Source organism: Psychrobacter sp. NC44 (assembly GCF_904846655.1).
In the GTDB taxonomy this organism is placed as follows: Bacteria; Pseudomonadota; Gammaproteobacteria; order Pseudomonadales; family Moraxellaceae; genus Psychrobacter.
Map to the genome: position 1 here is coordinate 276241 of NZ_CAJHBN010000002.1, position 22462 is coordinate 298702.

The 22462-nt window shown below is 45.4% G+C and carries 18 protein-coding genes; 3 read left to right on the plus strand and 15 right to left on the minus strand.

The window, feature by feature from the left end; translation table 11 throughout:
- Positions 1-39: 39 nt before the first annotated feature.
- Together JMX95_RS02415 and JMX95_RS02420 are read right to left on the minus strand one after the other, a co-directional pair.
- Positions 40-1308, minus strand: coding sequence for an FAD-dependent monooxygenase (locus JMX95_RS02415; RefSeq protein ID WP_201559961.1), 1269 nt, complete (start codon positions 1306-1308; stop codon positions 40-42).
- Between the two features lie 73 nt (positions 1309-1381).
- The gene (locus JMX95_RS02420; protein WP_227675936.1) at positions 1382-2689 is read right to left on the minus strand and encodes an FAD-dependent monooxygenase; all 1308 of its coding nucleotides are present in this window, start codon (positions 2687-2689) and stop codon (positions 1382-1384) included.
- Positions 2690-3330: 641 nt separating this feature from the next.
- On the opposite strand from JMX95_RS02420, the gene JMX95_RS02425 reads away from it, so the two are divergent.
- Positions 3331-4425 carry a PhoH family protein gene (locus JMX95_RS02425; protein WP_045445157.1) on the plus strand — a complete coding sequence of 365 codons (1095 nt, stop codon included), beginning with the start codon at positions 3331-3333 and terminating at the stop codon, positions 4423-4425.
- A gap of 152 nt (positions 4426-4577) precedes the next feature.
- Positions 4578-5192 (plus strand): rRNA maturation RNase YbeY, encoded by a 615-nt coding sequence (gene ybeY, locus JMX95_RS02430; RefSeq protein ID WP_201559962.1) that lies wholly within the window; start codon positions 4578-4580, stop codon positions 5190-5192.
- A gap of 16 nt (positions 5193-5208) precedes the next feature.
- Here ybeY and JMX95_RS02435 read toward each other — a convergent pair whose 3' ends face one another.
- Both JMX95_RS02435 and JMX95_RS02440 read right to left on the minus strand, forming a co-directional pair.
- A complete protein-coding gene (locus JMX95_RS02435; protein ID WP_045444758.1) occupies positions 5209-6084 on the minus strand; it encodes a mechanosensitive ion channel family protein in 876 nt (291 codons plus the stop codon).
- Positions 6085-6192: 108 nt separating this feature from the next.
- Entirely contained in the window at positions 6193-7080 is an 888-nt protein-coding gene (locus JMX95_RS02440) for an energy transducer TonB (protein ID WP_060490580.1), read from the minus strand.
- Between the two features lie 528 nt (positions 7081-7608).
- Between JMX95_RS02440 and JMX95_RS02445 the strand changes: the two genes are divergently transcribed.
- Positions 7609-8388 carry a hypothetical protein gene (locus tag JMX95_RS02445; protein WP_045451664.1) on the plus strand — a complete coding sequence of 260 codons (780 nt, stop codon included), beginning with the start codon at positions 7609-7611 and terminating at the stop codon, positions 8386-8388.
- Between the two features lie 141 nt (positions 8389-8529).
- Here the strand turns inward: JMX95_RS02445 and JMX95_RS02450 are convergent, their stop codons facing one another.
- The 11 genes from JMX95_RS02450 to nuoE all read right to left on the minus strand — a co-directional run bounded on the left by JMX95_RS02450 (position 8530) and on the right by nuoE (position 22352).
- The gene (locus tag JMX95_RS02450; protein ID WP_201553492.1) at positions 8530-9363 is read right to left on the minus strand and encodes a ferredoxin--NADP reductase; all 834 of its coding nucleotides are present in this window, start codon (positions 9361-9363) and stop codon (positions 8530-8532) included.
- A 167-nt stretch (positions 9364-9530) separates the two neighbouring features.
- On the minus strand, positions 9531-11009 hold the full coding sequence (gene nuoN / locus JMX95_RS02455) for an NADH-quinone oxidoreductase subunit NuoN (protein WP_201553490.1): 1479 nt from the start codon (positions 11007-11009) through the stop codon (positions 9531-9533).
- Positions 11010-11012: 3 nt separating this feature from the next.
- A complete protein-coding gene (gene nuoM / locus JMX95_RS02460; RefSeq protein WP_201539525.1) occupies positions 11013-12638 on the minus strand; it encodes an NADH-quinone oxidoreductase subunit M in 1626 nt (541 codons plus the stop codon).
- Position 12639: 1 nt separating this feature from the next.
- Positions 12640-14514: an NADH-quinone oxidoreductase subunit L gene (gene nuoL, locus JMX95_RS02465; protein ID WP_201559963.1), complete on the minus strand. Its 1875-nt coding sequence runs from the start codon at positions 14512-14514 to the stop codon at positions 12640-12642.
- Between the two features lie 4 nt (positions 14515-14518).
- On the minus strand, positions 14519-14827 hold the full coding sequence (gene nuoK, locus JMX95_RS02470) for an NADH-quinone oxidoreductase subunit NuoK (protein ID WP_045445153.1): 309 nt from the start codon (positions 14825-14827) through the stop codon (positions 14519-14521).
- A gap of 98 nt (positions 14828-14925) precedes the next feature.
- Positions 14926-15672 carry an NADH-quinone oxidoreductase subunit J gene (nuoJ, locus tag JMX95_RS02475; RefSeq protein WP_201559964.1) on the minus strand — a complete coding sequence of 249 codons (747 nt, stop codon included), beginning with the start codon at positions 15670-15672 and terminating at the stop codon, positions 14926-14928.
- Positions 15669-16217, minus strand: a complete 549-nt coding sequence (gene nuoI / locus JMX95_RS02480; RefSeq protein WP_045444743.1) for an NADH-quinone oxidoreductase subunit NuoI — start codon at positions 16215-16217, stop codon at positions 15669-15671. Before nuoI ends, nuoJ begins: the two co-directional genes overlap by 4 nt.
- Positions 16218-16285: 68 nt before the next feature.
- Positions 16286-17278: an NADH-quinone oxidoreductase subunit NuoH gene (gene nuoH / locus JMX95_RS02485; protein WP_045445151.1), complete on the minus strand. Its 993-nt coding sequence runs from the start codon at positions 17276-17278 to the stop codon at positions 16286-16288.
- A gap of 52 nt (positions 17279-17330) precedes the next feature.
- Positions 17331-20411 (minus strand): NADH-quinone oxidoreductase subunit NuoG, encoded by a 3081-nt coding sequence (gene nuoG / locus JMX95_RS02490; protein WP_201559965.1) that lies wholly within the window; start codon positions 20409-20411, stop codon positions 17331-17333.
- A 10-nt stretch (positions 20412-20421) separates the two neighbouring features.
- Positions 20422-21846: an NADH-quinone oxidoreductase subunit NuoF gene (gene nuoF / locus JMX95_RS02495; protein WP_201553480.1), complete on the minus strand. Its 1425-nt coding sequence runs from the start codon at positions 21844-21846 to the stop codon at positions 20422-20424.
- Positions 21843-22352, minus strand: a complete 510-nt coding sequence (gene nuoE / locus JMX95_RS02500) for an NADH-quinone oxidoreductase subunit NuoE (protein ID WP_045444735.1) — start codon at positions 22350-22352, stop codon at positions 21843-21845. The genes nuoF and nuoE overlap by 4 nt, the downstream gene beginning before the upstream one ends.
- Positions 22353-22462: the final 110 nt, after the last annotated feature.

Consider the following 22462-nt stretch of genomic DNA (forward strand, 5'->3'; position numbering starts at 1 on the left):
ACGCCATCCTTAGTTTAGTTAATAACTTCATTCAAACCTCTAAACCCCACTCGCCTGTTTAGCAAACAAACGCATCAATGGCTTGATTTTGCCAACGCGATACATACCTTCATTACGAATTTGTTGAATAGGACGCATCTGTGCAAGTGACCCTGCAAATAGCCAGTTAAGCGCCGAGAAGCTGTGCATCATTAGACTGTTATGCGGACGGCGCAAACGCTCGTAGCTACGCAACGTTTGATTGCTGCCCCAACTGGTTCCACCACTACGTTCAAAATCATGTGCCAATTGCTCGCTTAAGGCCTGTACATCGAGCATGCCTAAATTCAACCCTTGACCCGCTAACGGATGGACGCCATGCGCTGCATCACCGATCAAGACTAGGTTGTCCGCGACGTAGCTTTTCGCTTGTTGCGCGGTCAGTGGAAAACTCGCGATTGACTCAATCTGAGTGATAGCACCTAGCTCATAGTTACTGGCAGCAGCCAATTTATCAGCAATGACGCGCGCGTCCTCCTCTATCAACGCCAATGCTTGATTGCGCGGCAATGTCCACACGATCGACTGCCAGTGCTCTGGGTTGGCTTTATCTGCATCAGTAATATCAGCAAGCGGTAATAGTGCCAGCGTACCTGTAGGCAGCATTGCTTGGCGCGCAGTCGCTTGATGCGGTTTTTCGGTGTGAATCGCACAGCAAATAGCGGTTTGCTTATAATCAAGTGTATCGAGCCCAATCGCCGCTTGCTGACGCACAAATGAGCCACGACCATCGGCACCAACCAGCAGAGCCGCTGCTATAGCAGTATGATCATCTAAAGTCACACGGTAGCCTTGCTCTGCACCCAGCCAATCCATATTGATAACTTTATGTCCAGCGATGACGGTTAAATAGTCACTGACATCATCCTCAGATAAACGCTGCCATAACGCATGTTCAATGACGGCAGGCTCAACCATGCTGCCGAGCATTTGCGGTAGCGTAGTATTAGAATGATTATCACCCCTGTCGCCAAATAATAGCTCGCCCATGCCGTTTAGCTGCCACACCTGCATTTGCGAGTAGTCCGCTTTACGCTCTGATGCTGCTATCTTTTGCCATGCGCCCACGCCTTTAAGTAAGTTAATACTGGCAAGACTCAAGGCATAAACGCGCGCATCCCGCTTGCCAAGCACCTGTTGCCATTCTGAGTCATCACGTGCAGGGCGAGCATCAATTAACGTCACGGGCATTTTTGCTTGTGCCAACTGTAAAGCAAGCGTTGCCCCAACAATACCGCTACCGATAATCAGCGTATGATTATTCTTCATAAGTTATTCCTACAGTTAAGTGCAATCGTATAGAACATTGGTCTAGACCGTTAATATACCGTGATATGGCAAACTAAGACTTTAACCCCATAGCATAGTTAGCGACTAGTGGCTTGATATTTGGCAGCTTGTCAAAGGCAACCAAGGCCACATTCCTTGCCAACTTGATGGCTGGGTTAGGATGGATAAAACCATGTACCACGGCATCACAGAAGCGAATGACGCGTTTTTGATCGCTTAGACGTGCTTTCTCATAGCGTTTTAACAGTTGCGTATCGCCGATGTCTTCGCCTTTTAGCACTTGCGCGCTCATCATTTGTGCCAGCACATGGGCATCGCGCATACAGAGGTTAAAACCTTGACCAGCGACAGGGTGCAAGGTATGAGCAGCATTGCCCATGATGACACAGCGACCCTCTACTTGCTTGTCTGCCAGTACACGTGTCAGTGGATAAGCGCCGCGGCGACCGGCAGCGACAAACGTGCCAGCTCGCTCACCAAAGGCTTGCTGCAATGTCGCTAAGAAATGCGCATCGTCTGCTAAGTATTTATTTTCTTCCCCTTTTGGACAGACCCAAACCACCGAGCGTCTATAGCCTGTCTGATAGTCATCATTGCCGTCACCTTCTGGATCGGTCAGTGGCAACACCGCCAGTGGCCCTGCTGGACTAAAACGCTCAATCGCTACATGTTCGTGTGGCTTGTCCGTTTCTACTACACCGACGATAGCGGTTTGCTGATAATCATAAGTTGTCGTGCCAATATTTAATAATTGGCGTACCGTCGAATCGCGACCATCACAAGCGACCAGAACGCTGGCCTGCAATTGCTGCTCATGTTCCTCTTCACCATAATAGTTAAAACTGAGCGTCACCCCATCCGCTTGTTGGGTCACGGCGCTGACACTGGCATTATCGATCAAAGTGATTAATGGCTCTTGCTGCGCGGCTAATAAAAGCTTACGTCCGAGCCACGCATTTTCCATCACTTGTCCAAATGACTCGACCCGCTCTTCAGCTTTGTTTAATTGTGCACGCCCAAAGCTACCTTGCTCACTAATCTGCACCGCATCGATACGACAAGCATGACTTTGCAACTCATCCCATAACCCAATCTCTTGATAAATCTGTACTGTACGACGTGACAGTGCTGTATTGCGGCTGTCTAAATAATGGCTGCGATTGCTGTCATCATTTGGACTGATGGTTGGGTAGCTATTTTTTTCTAATAACGTGCTAGCAATACCGTGATGCGCTAGTAACAGTGCAAAGGACAATCCCACATGACCACCACCAGCGATGAGGACTTGCTGCTCAGTAGCTGCCTTTTTATGTTCAAACTTTTTTTTAGCATTCGATAAATTCACATCAGTATTTTGCATTATTATTCCTAATTTTCATGTCTATTTTACGCTGTTGGGCGCACGCACTATAAGCGATGAATGATCGCTAGAATTATCTTAATTTTATAGGGAATATTTAACATTGATACATTCACACATCGGCATAGCCTTAGTCGAATACGTAATACGCCCTAACCTTTGTCAGCTTTCATCAGCCTTCATCATTTTATTCATATTTTAAACTCAGCGATAAAGCACTATGACATCACCCATAGATTACCACAAATCACTCATCATTCTGTCGCCTTAACAGTAGCCAAAACGTATAACTGAAACGCTTGATTTCGTCACGCTCTAAACGTTATTTGCAATACTGTAACCCGCTCAAAAGTAGACATAAAAATATCAATGTCGAAAAGCGGTTGCAATCGTCGTACAAAAACAGTGGCATCTGTTCGACGTATGGCTTGAAATTTAAAATCTATCGACCATAATAAAGGCAAGACCGTTACTTATCATCACTCCTAAAACGAATAATAATTCTACCGTCATTTCTATCTCTATAACGTAAAGCCAAGACCATAACGACCGACCATTTTATCTCTTAAACCCGCAATGCCATCAAAACCAAATCATAGCGTTGGGGTACATAATAAAAGGATAATCGCTTGACTGACTCCATGAGCCGCCGTATAAAGTTTGAATCATTGACACCATCACAGCTCAAAACCGTGCTTGGTGAATACAACAACCACATGAAATATATCCAACAACGCCTCGATATCAAAATCATGCAGCGTCAAGGTGACTTCTGTTTGAGTGGCGACATATCGAATGTCGAGCGCGGTGAACGTATTATTTATAAACTGGTAGACGAGGCACAAAATACCAAGGACATTAGCGCAGCGGAGCTACATCTTATTATCCAATCGAGCATTTCTCGTGATGAAGATATGGAAGCGGATGAGCAAGAAGCCAAGGATAATGCAGACGCTGAGGCGGACTTAGAATCAGCTCACGAGTTTACGCCAGTTAGCTTACGCACGCGTAAAGGTCGTATCATTCCTCGCGGTGGCAATCAGCAGACCTACGTCCAAAACGTACTGAACTCTGATGTCTCATTCGGTATTGGCCCTGCTGGTACGGGTAAGACCTATTTAGCCGTGGCTTGCGCCGTGGATATGCTTGAGCGTAATGAGATTGAGCGGATTTTATTGGTGCGTCCGGCGGTAGAAGCTGGTGAAAAACTGGGCTTTCTGCCAGGTGACTTGACGCAAAAAATCGATCCCTACTTGCGTCCATTATATGATGCGCTATATGAGATGATCGGCGTTGAAAAAGTGGGCAAGCTGATTGAAAAACAAGTCATCGAAATCGCACCCCTTGCCTATATGCGCGGTCGTACGTTAAACAACTCGTTTGTCATCTTAGATGAAGCGCAAAACACCACGCCTGAACAGATGAAAATGTTTTTGACCCGTTTGGGTTTCGGTTCACGAGCAGTAATTACAGGTGATATTACACAGGTCGATTTGCCACGTGGTCATAAGTCAGGCTTAGCACAAGCAATGGAAATCTTAAGTGGTATTGAAGAAATTCATATCACCAAGTTTGATTCAAAAGATGTGGTACGTCATCAATTGGTACAGAAAATTGTAGAAGCCTACGATGTTTATGATGAAGAACAAGTAGCGTTAGAAGAAAAGCGTAAGTTTGAGCGCAGAAAAGAGCAAGAGCGCAAGCAAGTTATTGCTAATGCTGCAGCCAAGCTATAAACGGTCTAGCCTGCTACTTAATGTTATAAAAATGCAAAGCCGGATTACTGTCAGTAATCCGGCTTTTTACGACGAAAGCTTTTTAGATTTAGTCATAAGTTCTATCAGATGATAAAGCACACCATCTTACAATAAAGTAAAAGGATAATGGCATGAGCCAAGAGAAGGGTAACAACAGCTTTGACAACCATGATGCTAATGAGCGTGCTGGCGATGATGCCAGTTTGGCAGCACTGGATATCAGTGCCACCAGTAGTATTGATGATGACATACTAGACACTTTTTATGATCGTAAGCACTTACAGTCTGTGATGATGGCAGCGTTGGATTATATCGATGGGCGCATTAAAGAAGGTCTAACGCTACCCTATTTTTTAGATATCGACCCTGAGCTGTGGCAAGAGAAATCTAAAGTATTAGACATATACATTACCGATGAAATTGAGGGTCAGGCATTAAATCTGGAAGCACGCGGTAAGGATTATGCGACCAATATTTTATCTTATCCAAGTGATCTGCCAGCCGCAATTATTGAGCTGATGCCAACGCTACCTCTCGGTGAGCTGATCATCTGTCATGGTGTCATAGTACGTGAGGCTGCAGAGCAAGAAAAGACAACCGCACAGCACATTAGTCATTTACTGATACATGGGGTGCTGCACTTATTGGGTTTTGATCATGAGCTTGGACAAGCCGAGCAAGATGAGATGGAACGGTTTGAAATTGAGATTTTAGCAGGTCTCAGCCTTCCAAACCCTTATACTTAATTCGAATTTTTAGCGACTAGTCTTTGGTCATCGGTAGCTTTTGTGCTTGACTCATCTGATTAATCATCTGATCCAGTCCTTTGACATGGACATTACGCTGCGGGAATGGAATGTCTATTTTTTCATCATCCAAGGCGTATTTAAATTGCTCCAGCAAATCACACTGCATTGTCCACCAGTCAGCATTGGTTGTCCAAATATTTAGCGTCAAGTCTACTGAGTTATCACCCAAATTGGTGACGCGTACGATAGGTTCAGGGTCAGTAAAGGCCAACGGATTATTTTTTGCCAAACTCAGCATCACGTTTTTGGCAGTTTTGATATCGGCATCATAGCCAATACCGACCGTGATATCGACACGGCGGTTGGGTAGCGCCGTATAGTTCGTAACGGCTGAAGTCGTAATATCACTATTTGGGATAATGATATCGTGATTGTTTATCGTCGTTAGGTGGGTATTGACCAAAGTGATTTCTGTTACAGTTCCTGTGTAGCTGCTGATTTGCACATAATCGCCGCGCACAAAGGGGCGAAACGTCACAATCATGATGCCAGCGGCAAAGTTCGACAACTGATCTTTTAGTGACAGACCAATGGCTACTGCAGCACCGCCCAATATAGCGACGACTGAGGTGGTCTGTACGCCAACCTTGCTCAAGGCAGCTAATGCAACCACGACCAGTAACACTCCGTAGATTAGACGACCTAAAAAGTTCGCAACGGTATCATCTAAGCGACTACGCAACATCATTTTGTGAGCAACGGTGACTGCCTTTTTGGCAAGCCAGCGACCTACGACGAATATTAATATCGCTAGCGCAACTTTAATGACCAAGCTTAATGCGTTACTGGTTAAGTTGGCAACATCTATTGTAAAACCTAAAAATTCCATACTGACTCTTTATTTTATAGCGGTGTGTGGTGTTCGTTTGTTATAAACATTGGTATCTTATCTGTTTGCAGCGTAGCTAACGCTCATCATCTATATATTGAATTCGCCCTAATAAGTAACATCCACTTTATCGCTGTAACGATAGGTACGTATCAAACGCAGCTCAACAATATCTTCCATGTCTTTGGTAAATTTACCAAAGGGCGCTGCTTGGCGTACCGATTGCTTTGCTGCTTCATCTAATAATGTGGAGTTGGAGCTTTCAAGCAGACGTATGGCTTTGATATTACCATCACTACTAATGATGACCATAAGGCGCACTTCGCCCGTGATACCTTGTGCCCGTGCCTGCATGGGATAATGCAAATTCCCAATGCGTTCGACATGCTCACGGAAAGTATTAATATAATCAGCCGCGGCACCACGCGTCGTCGAGTTGCTATCGACCGTCACTACTTTTGATTTGGTTGCATAAACTTGCTGACGTTGAGACAGCTGTGTCTCTAAAGTAGCAATTTGTTTGCGCAGACGCTCTTCTTGCGCCATCATATCATCTTGTGCTTGCTTGCTATCATTATCAGACTCCACGCTCGCTTGACGCCAGCTTAAGGTGGTACGCAGATAGCTTTCTTGATAATGCTGCTGGCGGACTTGACGCTGCAGGCTAATCACATCTTGCGTCTCACTTATTTGCTCAGCAGACAATGGGCTGATTTGGTCGTTCTCTTGTCTTAATTGCTCCTCCACTGTGCCGCCACCTTCTTGGGAGGCATTAGCAATAAAGTGGGCGTCTTCATTTGGCTGCATATTGTCAGTTAGCGCTTTTGCCACATCTTGCATCATTGCCGCAGGATCTTTGCCCATCGAAAAGCCAATACCAAAAATAATAATGGCGTGTACGGCCACAGCGATAACGATGGCCACTGGTAAACTAACATCACGCTTAGGTGCTTGCGCGGAAAAATGATAGCTTTGTGAATCTTTGATATAGGCCACAATGGGTCTCAGCTTATGAATATGAGCTTATAAATACAAGACAGCAAGTAATAAGCGTTATGATAATGGGCAGGATTTATGCTGGCGCTATCATAACATGACATAGAATTCTGTCGCTAGCACAACCGTTGCCGACTTATTTTAATCCGCTCACACATTACTTATCTCCTTTGGTCAATTTATTGACGAGCGTAACCAGCAAAAATGATATAACACCAATACGGTTATGTCATCGCTAGACCGCATTTTGAACATATAAGCATTGCCAATTAAATGATTTGCGACAAAACCCATGTGTCCATTTTGAAGCCATCATATTTGTTATATACTGTTTTATAATTTTTGTGTCATTAGGGCGGGTTAAACAGGCGTAAATAGACAGGACAGATTATTGCTGATTTGGCAAAAACGCATGTAATGACCACTCGCCAGCTTTCATTAAAGAACAGTCTGTCTGTCATTTTTTAATCAGTCGCTCTTTATGCCATTGAGTCAGCTACCTCCCCTATAATTATAAGGATAATAAGTTTGAGTGATTTTGATAACAGGGATAATTCAGACAATTTTGATGAATTTTTTGAAAATATGGGCTATCGTTTCGACGAATCATTTAGCGATGGTTGGGAACGCCTTACCCAATCAATCAAACAGATATATCATAGAACGACTGATAAATTCGAAGATGAGTTGTCGCTGCCAGTAGCACAGATTTATGTCAATGATGCGCTGCAGAAGTTCGTCACTGATAATGTGAAAGCCATCTTAGAGCTACGTGTTGAGATGCATGATGACTGGTTTCGCTTATACTGTACGGTCGATGCTGGTGGCATTTATGCAGAGGTGGCGAGTAATTTTAGTTTGATTCATGTACAGCTTGACCGTAACGTCCAGCGATTTGTCTTTGGTCAACAGACTTATACTGATGTGCTAAATCTACGTTGTGAGTCGTTTATTAAGCGCCAAGGTATCAAACTGTTTATTTGGTTTTATCACACTATTCTGAAAAAAGATCCTTTAGGCTTTATTCTCTCTTATATCAATATCGCCCGTGCAAAAGACGAGGTTATCTACCTTGATATCAATCGCTGGTTAAAAAAGAACAAAAAAATCATGAGCACTTTGCATAAAGTTCAAGTCAACTATGGCGAGCTTGAAGAAGAGCAAATGATTTTGAAAACTCAAATCAATTATCGTGATTTATTGGCTGCCAGCAGTAACGAAGATATTATCGGCGATGATGATGAGCCTGAGCTGATGCAAGGCCCTATTAACCCAATAGATGATGCGACCGAACCGAGTCAGGTATGAATCCCTCAGTATAAAAATGACGTTTTTTACTTATCAGAAAAGCGCTGACACTTAGAGACTATTTTTATCTTTTAGCGTCAGCGCTTTTTTATCAAGCAAATTTTCAATGACTTCTAAAGCGTGCCGTCATCAATCATGCAACTACCAATAATTTTCTACCGCAATATTTCCCTCGCCGCGACGATTCATCACCAAACCTAAAGTCTTGAGCGCTTCTTTGGTGTCTTCCACCATGTCTGGATTGCCACATAACATGACGTGCGTGCTATCAATATCTAAGGCAATCCCTGCGCGCTCTTGTAGCGTGCCATCCAGCAGCAGCTTGGGCAAACGCTCTGTCATTGCGCCTTCGACAGGTTCACGGGTAACGATGGGAATAAAGATTAGTTTTGCAGGATTGTCAACCAGAGAACCAAAGTCTTCTTGCAAGCTTTCAATCTTGTCGATATAGGCAAGCTCTTCTATCGAGCGCGCACTATAAGCCAAGATGATGTGCTCGTAATCTTCCCACGTCTGCAAATCTTGTAACATTGACAAAAATGGTGCCAAGCCCGTTCCAGTCGCGAGCAGCCATAAATCTTTTGGTAAAGGCTTTTGATAACGTGCTAACGTCAAAAAACCAAACGGCATAGTATTAAGCAGCAGCTCATCGCCCACTTCTAAATGCTGCAACTGCGACGTAAATGCACCATCGGGGATGACAATAGAGAAAAATTCTAATACTTCATCAAAAGGTGAAGAGACGATGGAATAAGCCCGAAAGATGTCTTCATTCAATGCAGCATCAGGTACATCGTTAACGGTGTCGCCTTGTTGCTGCTGGTAATATTTTAATTGACTGGGATTGACGCCCAAACGCACAAATTGACCCGCAGTAAACTTAAAGCTATCAGGACGGCTGACAGTGAAGCTAAATAGGTTTGGCGTCCACGTAGTCTTACTAAGCACGGTTACTGTCTGAATATTATCACTCATAAGAATTATCGACTCACTTTTTAGTAATCATTATTTTTATCAAGACTTTGAACGACACAAAATAAAAGATGCGCCAAGCTTATCATAAAGCTGGCGCATCTTGGGTTTCTGACCGTAATAACAGATAAGCAGCGGTATCAGCATACCCCTACTTACCCTTTTGCTATTTACCAAATACGTGCCAGACTTGCCCATTCAATCATGCTGTTTGGCAAGATACCAAAGAAGATAATCATCGCGGTCACCGCAATAACCATGATCCCGCCAGTACGCATCGCCCATTGGCTAGAAACGTCAAACTCAATGAACTGTTTCGGACGTTTAAAGAGGGTGAGCATCACACGTAAATAATAGAATAAGCCGATCGCACTACCCAAGATGATCATCGCTGCCAAGAACCAATTAGTTCCTTGTACCGCTGCCAATATCGCAAATAGCTTGGTAATAAAGCCAGCCGTCAAAGGAATACCCGCCAATGACAACATCATAATAGTCATAACCGCAGTCAATACGGGACGACGCCAGAATAGACCTTGATAATGGGTTAGCTCATCAGCTTCACCAGACAAGCGATAAGGGCTCGACATCAAGGTTACGACGCCAAAGGCACCGATAGAGGTCAAGGCATAAACCGCCATATACATACTAGAGATACTATCCGCTGCCGCGCCGATACTGACGATGACAATCAACACGTAACCCATATGAGCAATGGATGAATAACCCAATAGGCGTTTTAGGCTGGTTTGACGTACTGCCAATAAGTTACCGACTAAGATAGATAGAGTTGCCATGACCATGAGCAGCATCTGTACCGAGGGTAAGGCCAATAAAGACGTATCGATTAAGAAACGAACCGCTAAGCCCATCATAGCTACTTTTGATACCGATGCTAAAAAGGTAGCAATTGGTGCTGGAGCGCCTTCGTAAACATCTGGTGTCCACATATGAAACGGCGCAGCAGAGAGTTTGAAGGCGATACCGAACATCATCATCGCCGCACCAAGTATCAGAAGTGGCGACTCAAAAACATCACCCAATACCATACTGATTGGCTTAAAGGCGAGCGAGCCTACTTCGGCATAGATAAATGCCATACCCATGAGCAATGTCGCCGATGCCGTCGCTGACAGCACCAAGTATTTCAGCCCAGACTCTAGCGAGCGGTTGCGCATATAGGTATATGACAGCATACCGTATAGCGGTATAGACAGCATCTCTAAGCTCATAAAGAATGACGCTAAATGCTGAGCACTGACCATCAGTAAAGCACCAATCGTCGATAGCAACATGAGCAAATACAGCTCTTCTTTATTATCCTTGAGATTTGCCAAATACGCATAAGAGAGCGTACAACAAGCCAATGCACAGATAAAAATAATCACCATATTAAACTGAGCAAAGTTATCAATAACGAATAACTGCTCAGCGTTTGGTATGAGAGTACCGCTATTCACAATCCCTGTCATTTGCCCAATGAGGGTAAACAGACCAATATTTAAGCCGACGACCGTCATCGTACCAGTCACCATATGTGAGCGTTTAATTGCGATGGCAATCATGACCACCAATACCGTAATAACGACGGCAATGATTGGCGCATAAGGCAATAACCCCATCAAATCATTCATCGTAATATCATTCATGACTTAACGTGCCTCCATTGCATCAAGCAGTTGCGACGCATCTACTTGTGTGACTTGACTGTATATATAAGCGTTATTGATCCACTGCATCGCATGACTTGAGGTATCAAGGAACGGCTGTGGATATAGACCAAGCCATACCAAGCCTGCAGCGAGCATCAATAACAATGACAACTCACGCTTACCCAAATCTTTTAATGGACGCGTAGGCAAACCATGTGCTTTGGTTTCTTGCATGGCGACTGCTTCGATGTTGTTTTTGCCAAATAATGCACGGTGAATCAAAATAAGCGAGTATAGCCCTGCTAGTACCAGACTGAATGTTGCAAAGACCACAAATACTGGATACTGAGCAAAAGCACCAAATAAAATCATGAACTCGCCAATGAAGTTACCTGTCCCCGGAATACCGAGCAATGCCGCACAGAAGAACATCAGTATCGGTGCGTAGTAACGGAACTGACCCCACATACCACCCATCAAGGTTAGATCGCGCGTATGTAGACGCTCATATAACTGTCCTGCCATGATGAATAGCGCTGCTGAGCTTAAGCCATGCGCTAACATCTGAATCATCAGACCTTGCAAGCTGAGTAAGGTTCCAGCATAAATTGCCAATACGACAAAGCCCATGTGCGAGATACTGGTATAAGCGAGCAAACGCTTCATATCGGTCTGCATAAAGGCGAGCCATGCACCATAGAAGATACCAATCGTACCCAAGGTCATCGCAATCGGCGCAAAATCTTGTGATGCTGCTGGAAATAATGGCAAGACGAAGCGAATCAAACCATAAGCAGCCGTCTTAATGAGCACCCCTGCCAAATCCACCGAACCTGCCGTTGGTGCTTGCGCATGCGCATCTGGCAACCAGCCATGGAACGGAATAATCGGCAACTTAACCGCAAAGCCAATAAAGAAGCACAGCATGATCGGATATTCCCAGCCACCAAGTGACGTACCGAGCAAATCATTATAATTAAAGCTCACCACCCCTTTTTGAGCGTAGCTGATAATGACCAATATCAAAATACCGACCAGCATAATAAGCCCAGACGCTTGGGTATAAATAAAGAACTTAGTCGCTGCGTATTCCTTGGTTTTGCCAACCACATCATGACCCCAAATAGCGATCAAGAAGTAGATAGGAACCAGCATCATCTCCCAAAAGAAGAAGAACAAGAACAGATCAATGGCTAAGAACACACCAATGACGCCGCCCAAACTCCACAAAAGGTTGAGATGGAAAAAGCCGACTCGACGCTGAATCTCATTCCACGAACAAGCTACTGCGGCAATACCGAGCAATCCTGTCAACGCCACCATCATCAGTGACAAGCCATCCATCGCTAAATGGAAGCTAATACCAAAGCTCGGTATCCATGGCACACTAAATTCAGCGACCCAAGGCACAGCAGCGTCTGGCGCAATCACTTGCTTACTCATGCCACTAAAGTCGCCGTATTGCCACATCACTAGCGACAATACAAAGGTCAACGTCATACCGATTAGAGCAATCCAGCGCGGCAGACGTTTATTAAAGCGCTCGACCAACCAACATAGCAATCCCGCAATAAAGGGAATTGCAATTAATGCTGGTAGCATCCACGTTTGTTGTAACTCAATCATCTTATACCACCGTCATCATTACCAGCACTAGTAATACAGCCATGCCCAAGCCAAAGCTTGCAGCGTAACCTCGAAGTGACCCAGTTTGCGTCGCAGACAATACCTTATTACCAGCAGATGCCAGCTTAGGCAAGACGAGCCACGCTTTATCGATAGGGTCGGCTTTAAATAAGTGGCCGATGAACAAAAAGGGTTTTACAAAAATTACATCGTATAGCGCATCAAAACCTAGACCATGATAACACCAGTGATATAGCGCCCCACCAACACGTGAGCGCTTAAAGCGGGTGAGCATGCGACCTTTATCCACCACATATAATAGCGCCGCTATTATTAGACCAGCCAGCATCGCACCCATGGCGATAAACTCAGCCGTATGCTTACCATGCGCTTGACCAGCGACTTCCAATAAATGCCCAACACTCTCTGGCAAGACGCCTTGTAATGGCGGAGTGATAAATGCACCCACTGCCGTTGATAATACGAGCAACACACTAAGTGGCAGCCAATACGACACACCAGATAACTTATGCGCGTGCGTTTTCTCTTCACCAAAGAAGATAATCCAAATCATACGGAAAGTATAAAGTGCGGTTAAAAATGCGCCGAATACGCCCATATAGAATAAAACCATGTGACCGGTTGCATAACTTTCCCAAAGAATCGCTTCTTTAGAATAAAAGCCAACGGTAACCCAAGGTATCGCTGCCAATGCACCGCCACCGACGATATAACACCAGAATACCAACGGTATCTTTTTACGTAGACCGCCCATCTTAAAGATGTTTTGCTCATGGTGTACCGCAAGGATGACTGCACCTGATGATAAGAATAACAGGGCTTTAAAGAAAGCATGAGTCATCAAATGAAAGATTGCGCCTTGCCAAGCACCAACGCCGAGTGCTAAAAACATATAGCCAATTTGGCTCATGGTTGAGTAAGCAAGAATACGTTTGATGTCGGTTTGTGCCAGTGCACAGAATCCAGCAACGACCAACGTCAACGCCCCTACGCCGCCGACCCAATATAATAAAATACCAGGGGTCAGCTCAAACAATGGATGTAGACGAGCGATTAAATAAACACCTGCCGTGACCATCGTTGCCGCGTGAATAAGCGCTGATACTGGCGTCGGACCTGCCATCGCATCAGCCAGCCATGTATGTAATGGCAGTTGGGCTGATTTACCCATCGCGCCGCCAACCAACATCATGGTGGTCAACATCATCGTTGGATTGTTGATATCGAATACTTCTGGTGCACGAGTAATAATTTCTTGAATATTAAGCGTACCGAATTCACGGAATAATAAAAACAGACCGAAGGCTAAGAATACATCACCCACGCGCGTCACCGTAAAGGCTTTCATCGCTGCAAGACCATTGGCGCGGTCATGGTAATAAAAACCAATTAGCAAGTACGAACAGATACCAACGCCTTCCCAGCCAAGATAAAGCAAGAACAAGTTATCTGCTAATACTAGCAATAGCATACTGGCAACGAACAAGTTCATATAGCTGAAGAAGCGGGCAAAGCCAGTGTCGCCTTTCATATACCAAGCGGCAAAGAGATGGATTAAAAAGCCGATCCCAGTGATGACACCCGTCATCGTCAGTGCCAAACCATCAAAGCTCAGACCGAAACTTGGGGCAAAATCTCCGACTTGGAACCATGTCCACAGCGGAATCTCTATGACTGTTCCTGCTGGATTATTGGTTAAAAAAGTATAACTAACGATTAGCGTGCATAGTGCTGATAACAGCATACTACCGACACCGACAATCGCTGCCACCTGCTCTGTTAGCTTATCGCGCATAAAGGCTAAAATCAAAAAGCCAACGAGCGGGAATATAAAGGTTAATGGTAATAAACTCATGACATCATCCTTTCATCTCATTGGCGCTGTCGACATCGAGATGCCCACGCTGATGATAAAACCGCAATAATATTGCCAAACCAATGGCGGCCTCTGCTGCTGCCAAGGTCAAAATAAAGATAAACATAATCTGTCCATCTGGATCAACCCAACGACTACCTGCCACCACAAATGCTAATGCTGTTGCATTCATCATGATCTCAAGGCTCATTAGCATAAATAGGAAGTTACGTCGTACCATGACGCCGCACAGACCAATGGCAAATAAGATACCTGCCAAAATCAGTCCATGGCTCATGGGTATCATGCCCAGTACATTCTGCGCCTCAGCAACTGGCTGTACTAAGCCTGCTACCTCGTGGGCAAACGGCACGTTTGACACATCTTGTGCCACGCTCGCTGCTAGTACCATTAGTCTGACTCCTTGCGCGTGACTTTATTCACACCCAGCTGCGTACCTACATTCATACTTACATAGTCATGCGGGTCAACATCTTTATATTCGTAAGATTCTGCCATTTTCGCCGCGTCAGCATCTATCGGCATGCCGTGATCATCGTAGTGTTTGATACTTGCGACATTAGCATTAGATCCTTGACTACCATTACTGTGGTTTGCATTAACAGTAACCTCATCAGCGATAGACTCTTTACCCAAATGATAAGCGGCGACTAAGGCTGCCAATAGTAGCAATGCAGCCACTTCTATCAACATCACATATTTAGTAAATAGCACCGTACCGACTGCTTTGGCAGATATTGTCGAGCCACCAATCATTGCCGCTTCGTCATGACCCATACCAATCATCGCATACAGCACAACCGCGATAATAATCGTTAACCCTGTCGGTAGCGCCCAAGTGCCCGCATCAAGCCAGCGCTCTTCACGCTCATCATTGCTCATGCCTAAATTAAGCATCATAATAACAAAGACAAATAGCACCATAATGGCGCCGGCATAGACGACAATCTCTAACGCACCAGCAAATGGCGCGCCTAGGACGAAAAATATCCCTGCGATTGCCAGTAATGACACAATCATCGATAAGATAGCATGCACTGGATTGGCCTGAGTCACGACGCGCAGACTGGCAAATATGGCCACTGCTGCAAGCGAATAAAACCCCGCCAGTTCAGGATGGTTCAAAATATTCATCATGGTAGCAAGCTCCTTAGATCAATCGGTGCAGCTTCGTTTTGTGCTGCGCCTTTTGGTTTGTCCGCTACCGCCATACCCGTCACACGATAATAGTTATAATCAGGATATTTACCCGGCCCTGAAATGAGCAAATGCTCTTTTTCGTAGACCAAGTCTTGGCGCTTATATTCACCCAACTCAAAGTCAGGCGTCATTTGAATGGCTGTCGTTGGACACGCCTCTTCACACAAGCCACAAAAAATACAGCGCGAAAAGTTAATTCGAAAAAACTCTGGATACCAACGACCGTCTTCACGTTCCGCTTTTTGTAAGGAGATACACCCTACCGGGCATGCCACCGCACACAAGTTACAAGCCACACAGCGCTCGTCTCCATCAGGGTCACGCGTTAGAACAATACGTCCACGAAAACGCGGCGGCACAGGTACCGGCACCTCAGGATAAAGGATGGTGTCACGCGGTCTGAGCGCATGACTATTGACCATCCACATGCTGCGGACAATGGTAAATAGTCCAATGACGGTCTTTTTTATGGTAGTAAACATGGGATTATTATCCTTATCAGCTTTACCCTAGTTCATCAATGATGGCTAGTGATGGCTACTAGTAATGATTACAACGTTGGGGAAAAGATCAAAATGACCGCAGCAGTAACCAACAGATTAATCAGCGTTACTGGCAGACAAACTTTCCAGCCAAAGTTCATCACTTGATCATAACGCGGACGCATGAGTGAGCCTCGAGCCAAAATAAACATGGTCATAAAGAACAGCGTTTTAATCATGAACCAAAAAGCTGGTGGAATAAATGGAATATCTAAATTAAAAGGTGCAAGCCAACCACCAAAGAATAAGCACGTCATCAAGGCAGAAATCAGTACAACGTTGACATATTCGCCAATAAAGAACATACCGAACTTCATGCCAGAATATTCGACATGATAGCCTTCAGCCAGCTCTTGCTCTGCTTCTGGCTGATCAAATGGATGTCTATGGGTAACGGCAACACCAGCAACGACAAAGGTCAAAAAGCCAAAAAACTGCGGAATGATATACCAGCCGTCGATTTGCGCCTCAACAATGGCGCGCAAGTTAAATGAGCCTGTCAATGCGACTACGCCCATCAGTGATAAGCCCAAGAAGACTTCATAACTGATCGTTTGTGCAGCAGAGCGCAAACCACCCAGTAGCGAGAATTTATTGGCAGACGCCCAACCACCGAACATCACTGCATAAACGGCAATACCTGCCATCGCAAAGAAGAACAGAATACCGATATCCCAGTCAGCAACACCAAGCGTTGGCGAAATAGGAATAATGGCAAATGAGGCCAGTGCAGTGAACATCGCGACCGCAGGTGCCAACGTAAACATAAACTTATCGGTAAAGTTTGGCGTCCAATCTTCTTTAAAGAAGATTTTGAGCATATCCGCGACTAGCTGCAACGAACCAAAGGGTCCGACGCGGTTTGGACCGTAACGATCCTGCCATAAAGCTAGCATGCGGCGCTCATAGACAATCATCATAGCGGCAACCATAACCACGACCAAGAAGATGACTAGTGATTGCCCGACCATAAATAAAATGGACCAAGCATCAAAGCTCATGCTACCAGCCAAGAAGCTTGGCACATCAGGGATAATACGGGTAACTTGCATATTACACCTCCTGTGTGGTGGTCGGTGCTGTGTTCATTTGCGCAGCATCGTTATTGTTCATCATATCGTTAGCCATGCTACCCATCATCGTCACTGGTGCATCCACTTTGCGAACCGACGCTGGCATTGATGGATGAATGATACTCACCTGCCCAACTGGGTAACCGATACAGCCTTCTGCTAAATAACCGACAATCTGTACTGGCAAGGTGATTTGTTGCTTATCGATTTCAATCGCTAAGTAATCGCCATTAGCGATGTTCCAGTCCTTAGCATCATCCATCCCGATACGCCATGCAGCAACAGGCAGTTGCTCCGCAACCACTGGGCTACGTGACGCCATCATAGAGCTGGCATAGATATTATGGATAGGCACCAGTTTGGCTTGTCCTTCCTGCATATCCGTTGTCGTCGCAGACATGGCATCTGGTGCAACATATTGACGTGTTTCTAAACGTGCTAGCTGATCGAACATGCGCACACCTGGGTCGCCATTTTTTAGATGACCACCGACCTTGTCTTGGTATTTATTCCACGCTTGTGGTGAGTTCCAACCTGCCGCATTGGCAAAAGGAATCATCGAGCTTGGGGTTTCTTTACCACTATAACCTTCCATTGAGAAAGTCAAACCGGTGTCTAAATCTTTTGGTTGCATCGGCTCATGTACGGATATCGGCGCACGCATGGCGGTACGGCCTGAATAACGACGCGGCTGACGAGCAATTTTAAGACCCGTCATACGGTAATCGGCATCAGGTGCAGCGCCTTTAATCCCAGCAAGCTTAGGGTGCGTTACGATCAATGCATTGATGACGTCATCTAGCTGCGTCCAATCAACATCACGACCTTCGATGCTGCTATGCACTGCATGTAACCAGCGCCAGCCTTCTTTAATACTGCTCATCGGATGATAGTATTCGTTGTCGTAAACTTGGAAGAAGCGCTGTGCACGACCTTCAGCCGATATCAGCGTACCGTCTGCTTCTGCAAAACTAGCCGCAGGTAATACAATATCGACATCTTTGTGCCAATCAAGTAGCTGATGATCCAGTGCAATGACAGTTTTATCAGATAATAGCTGCGTCAATTTATTGGCATCGATGGCATCAGTCAGCTGATTTTCAGCGACGATGACCACATCAAAATCAGTCGCCAGTAATTCTTCGACTGATTGACCGCCAAGCATGCAAACACCCATGCTATTGGCATCGGTAACTGTTAAGTAGATACCTGCTTGTGCCTGATATTTACTGTTTACTTCTTTCAGCTCAAGTTTTTTAGCAGGAGCGCGTTCTACATTGTCTTGCGTTTCTGTATCAACACCGGTTTCAGGTTTGTTTGGTTTAGCGGATAGCTCTTTATCTTCTATTTGCGCTTGCTCATCACGGACTTGAGCATTATACGTGTCCACTTGCTGCTGTTCAGTCGCTTTAATGGCTGAGCGTTTTTGGGTCAATGCTTGAGTAATCTGCGCCGCTGCTTCAATCAAAGCCGTAGAGGATAAACTGCTACCCGAGATAACCAATGGCTTATCCGCTTGAATCAAGTCATAAGCGATTTGCTTCGCTAATGCTTGCATACCGTCAGTCTCAGTACTGGCATTAGTACTAGTAGCAGTATCGACATCTTGATCAGCCGCTTGTGGGTCTGTTATTTCTGCTAAATCATCAGCGAAGTTAGCAATCTCATCAGCGACTTTAAAGCCAAGCTTAGTGATGTCTTCAGGCGTTGCTACCACACTGACTTTACTGATGTCTTCTAGCTTAGTTTGCACCACGTCGATGACATAAACTGGGCTTAACGCATCTTGAGCAATACGTTTAACCGGTTCTGCAAGCCAAGACTGCGTTTGCAATGCCGCTGCCATTTTCAGGCCTTCATTTTTTGCCGCTTGGCGTACTGACAGCGCGACACGTGATGAGGTTTGAGTGATATCTTCACCCAATACCAATACCGCATCATAGCTTTCGATATCAGTCATGCTTGGGTTATAAATGCCATCAGTACTCAATACTTCGATGCATTTATTAACCAATGCTTGCTGCTGATGATTGAGACCTGTTGAAAACTTATCAAAGCCAACCAGATTTTTTAGTGCAAAGTTGGTTTCTAAACTGGCACGCGGTGAGCCAATACCGATGACTTTTTTGTCTTTGATACGCTTAATAGTTTCATCGAGTGCGTAGTCAATATTGATTTTGACATGCTTATCGTTGATACGCTCAAGCGCTTGCGTTGGGCGATCGTCACGATTGACATAGCCATAACCAAAGCGGCCACGATCACATAAGAAATAGCGGTTTACTTCACCGTTATAGCGGTTTTCAATACGGCGTAATTCACCATAACGCTCACCCGGTGAGATGTTACAACCTGCTGAGCAACCATGACAGATGCTTGGCGCATACTGCATGTCCCATTTACGGTTGTAGCGCTCAGAGTGCGTTTTATCGGTAAAGACACCCGTTGGGCATACTTCCGTTAAGTTGCCTGAGAATTCGCTTTCGAACTGACCATCTTTGTCACGGCCAAAATAAACACGGTTGTTTGAGCCATAAACACCCAAATCTTCGCCGCCTGCATAGTCTTTATAAAAACGGACACAGCGATAGCAAGCGATACAGCGGTTCATCTCATGCGCGATGAATGGGCCAAGCTCTTGGTTATGATGCGTGCGTTTGGTAAAGCGATAACGACGACGGCTATGACCTGACATATACGTCATGTCTTGCAAATGGCAATGTCCGCCCTCTTCACAGGTTGGACAATCATGTGGATGGTTGGTCATCAGTAGCTCAACCATCGACTTGCGAAACGCTTTGGCTTCATCGTCAGTGACAGAGATATACATGTCATCGCCCGGAGCGACCATACATGACATCACAAGACGGCCGCGACCTGCTTCCATGTCTTCTTTATTTTGGAATTGCTTGACCGCGCACTGACGGCACGACCCTACTGAGCCAAGGGCTGGGTGATAACAAAAATACGGCACATCAATGCCGAGTGATAAGCAGGCTTGTAGCAAGTTATCTGCGCTATCTACTTCGACAGTGGTTCCATCAATATGTATGACTGCCATGCCGCTCTCCTTATTTCACTTCTGGCTGTTGATTGGCTGCCGCATCAATGACATCGACACCAACCGCCTGCGCGATTTTTTGATCAAACTCTGGACGGAAATATTTAATCGCACTCATCAGTGGTTCCATCGCACCTGGCGCATGTGCACAGAAAGTTTTACCAATCCATAAGTCACGCGTGAGGCCTTCTAGTTTTTCGACATCGCCGACTTGCCCTTCACCATCATTGATAGCGGTAAGCAATTTGACACCCCAAGGCAGACCGTCACGGCATGGCGTACACCAACCGCAGGATTCGCGTTGGAAGAAAATCTCGAGATTACGAACGAGTGGCACCATATCTTGTGCTTCATCAACGACCATAATTAGCCCAGTACCCATACGGCTACCTGCTTTTTGAATGGTGTCAAAATCCACCACCACATCTAAATGCTCAGTGGTTAAAAAGTCAGTAGAGGCACCGCCCGGTAGCCAAGCTTTGAGGGTTTTACCATCTTGCATACCACCCGCTAAATCTTCAATGATTTCGCGTGCCGTATAACCAAACGGTAACTCCCACAGACCTGGGTCATTGACTAAACCTGAGCAGCCAAACAGTTTGGTACCCGGTGTCTGGCTCTTGCCTTTGATGTTAGATAATGACTGATACCATTCAACACCATGGTTTAGGATGGCTGGCATGTTACACAAGGTTTCAACGTTGTTGACGACGGTTGGACGACCCCATGCACCAGAAATTTGCGGGAAAGGTGGCTTGGTACGTGGATTAGCACGGCGACCTTCTAAGCAATTAATCAATGCGGTTTCTTCACCGCAAATATAACGTCCAGCGCCAGTATGCACATGCAGATTAAAACTAAAATCTGAGCCTAGAATGTTCTTGCCCATGAGATTGTTAGCCAAGCATTCTTCGATGGCAGTGACCAGACGCTGGGCGGCTAAGATATATTCACCACGGATAAAGATATAACCGTCAGTCGCACCAATCGCATGTGCGGTAATCAACATACCTTCAATCAGCTGAAACGGTAGACGCTCCATCAATAGACGATCTTTAAAGGTACCCGGCTCCATTTCATCAGCATTACAGATGAGATAACGAGGTAAACCATCTGGTGGTGACATGAATGTCCACTTCAAACCAGCATTAAAACCTGCACCGCCGCGACCTCTGACGTTGGCAGCTTTGATCATATTCCCGACTTCTTTAGGCGATTGACTCAAAGCTTGCTTTAAGCCATCAAAGCCTTTTAACGACTCATAGGTGGTCAAATCTAGTACGGCATCATGATGTGCTAGACGCCATGTTAACGGTTTGGTTTCGCTAGTCGCTGTGGCTTTATCACCATAAATTGGAATGCTCTGCTCATTGAGCTGGCTAGGTGCTTTGCCTTGACTACGTTGAGCAATCTGCTCTGAAAGCGTTAATCTCATGCGTATAGCTCCAATAATTGCGTGACTTCTTCGGGCTGTACTGGACCATAGGTGTCTTCGTCAATCAACACAGCAGGGCCTTTGTCACAGTTACCTAAGCAGCAAATTGGCAATAGCGTAAAGCGACCATCAGCCGTCGTCTGACCATACTCAATACCCAGCTGCGATCTGATCTCAGCAGACAAGGCTTCATAGCCTGTCAAGAAACAAGCCACTGAATCACAAATAAGGATGACGTGGCGACCGACAGGCTGACGATAAATACGGTTAAAGAAAGTGGCGACTCCGTCCATATCTGACATCGGAATGTCTAGAATATTGGCAATGGCATTCACTTGTGCGTCATCGACCCAGCCGTTGCGCTTTTGCACAATCTTTAGCGCATCGAGCGAAGCAGCACGCGCTTGTGGGTAATGGTGCATAAACTCATGAATAGCCGCAATTTCCTCGCTAGTGAGGATGCTTGCCACATCTACTTTTGGCATTTTGTCGGAAACAATTTTCATAGTCTTCTATCTGTCCTCACTCATCACGCTTTATCAGCTAATAACGACAGTCTTATGAGTGTCGCTACATGGCAAGATATCAGCATTTTGGTGTGCCATTTGGCAATGAT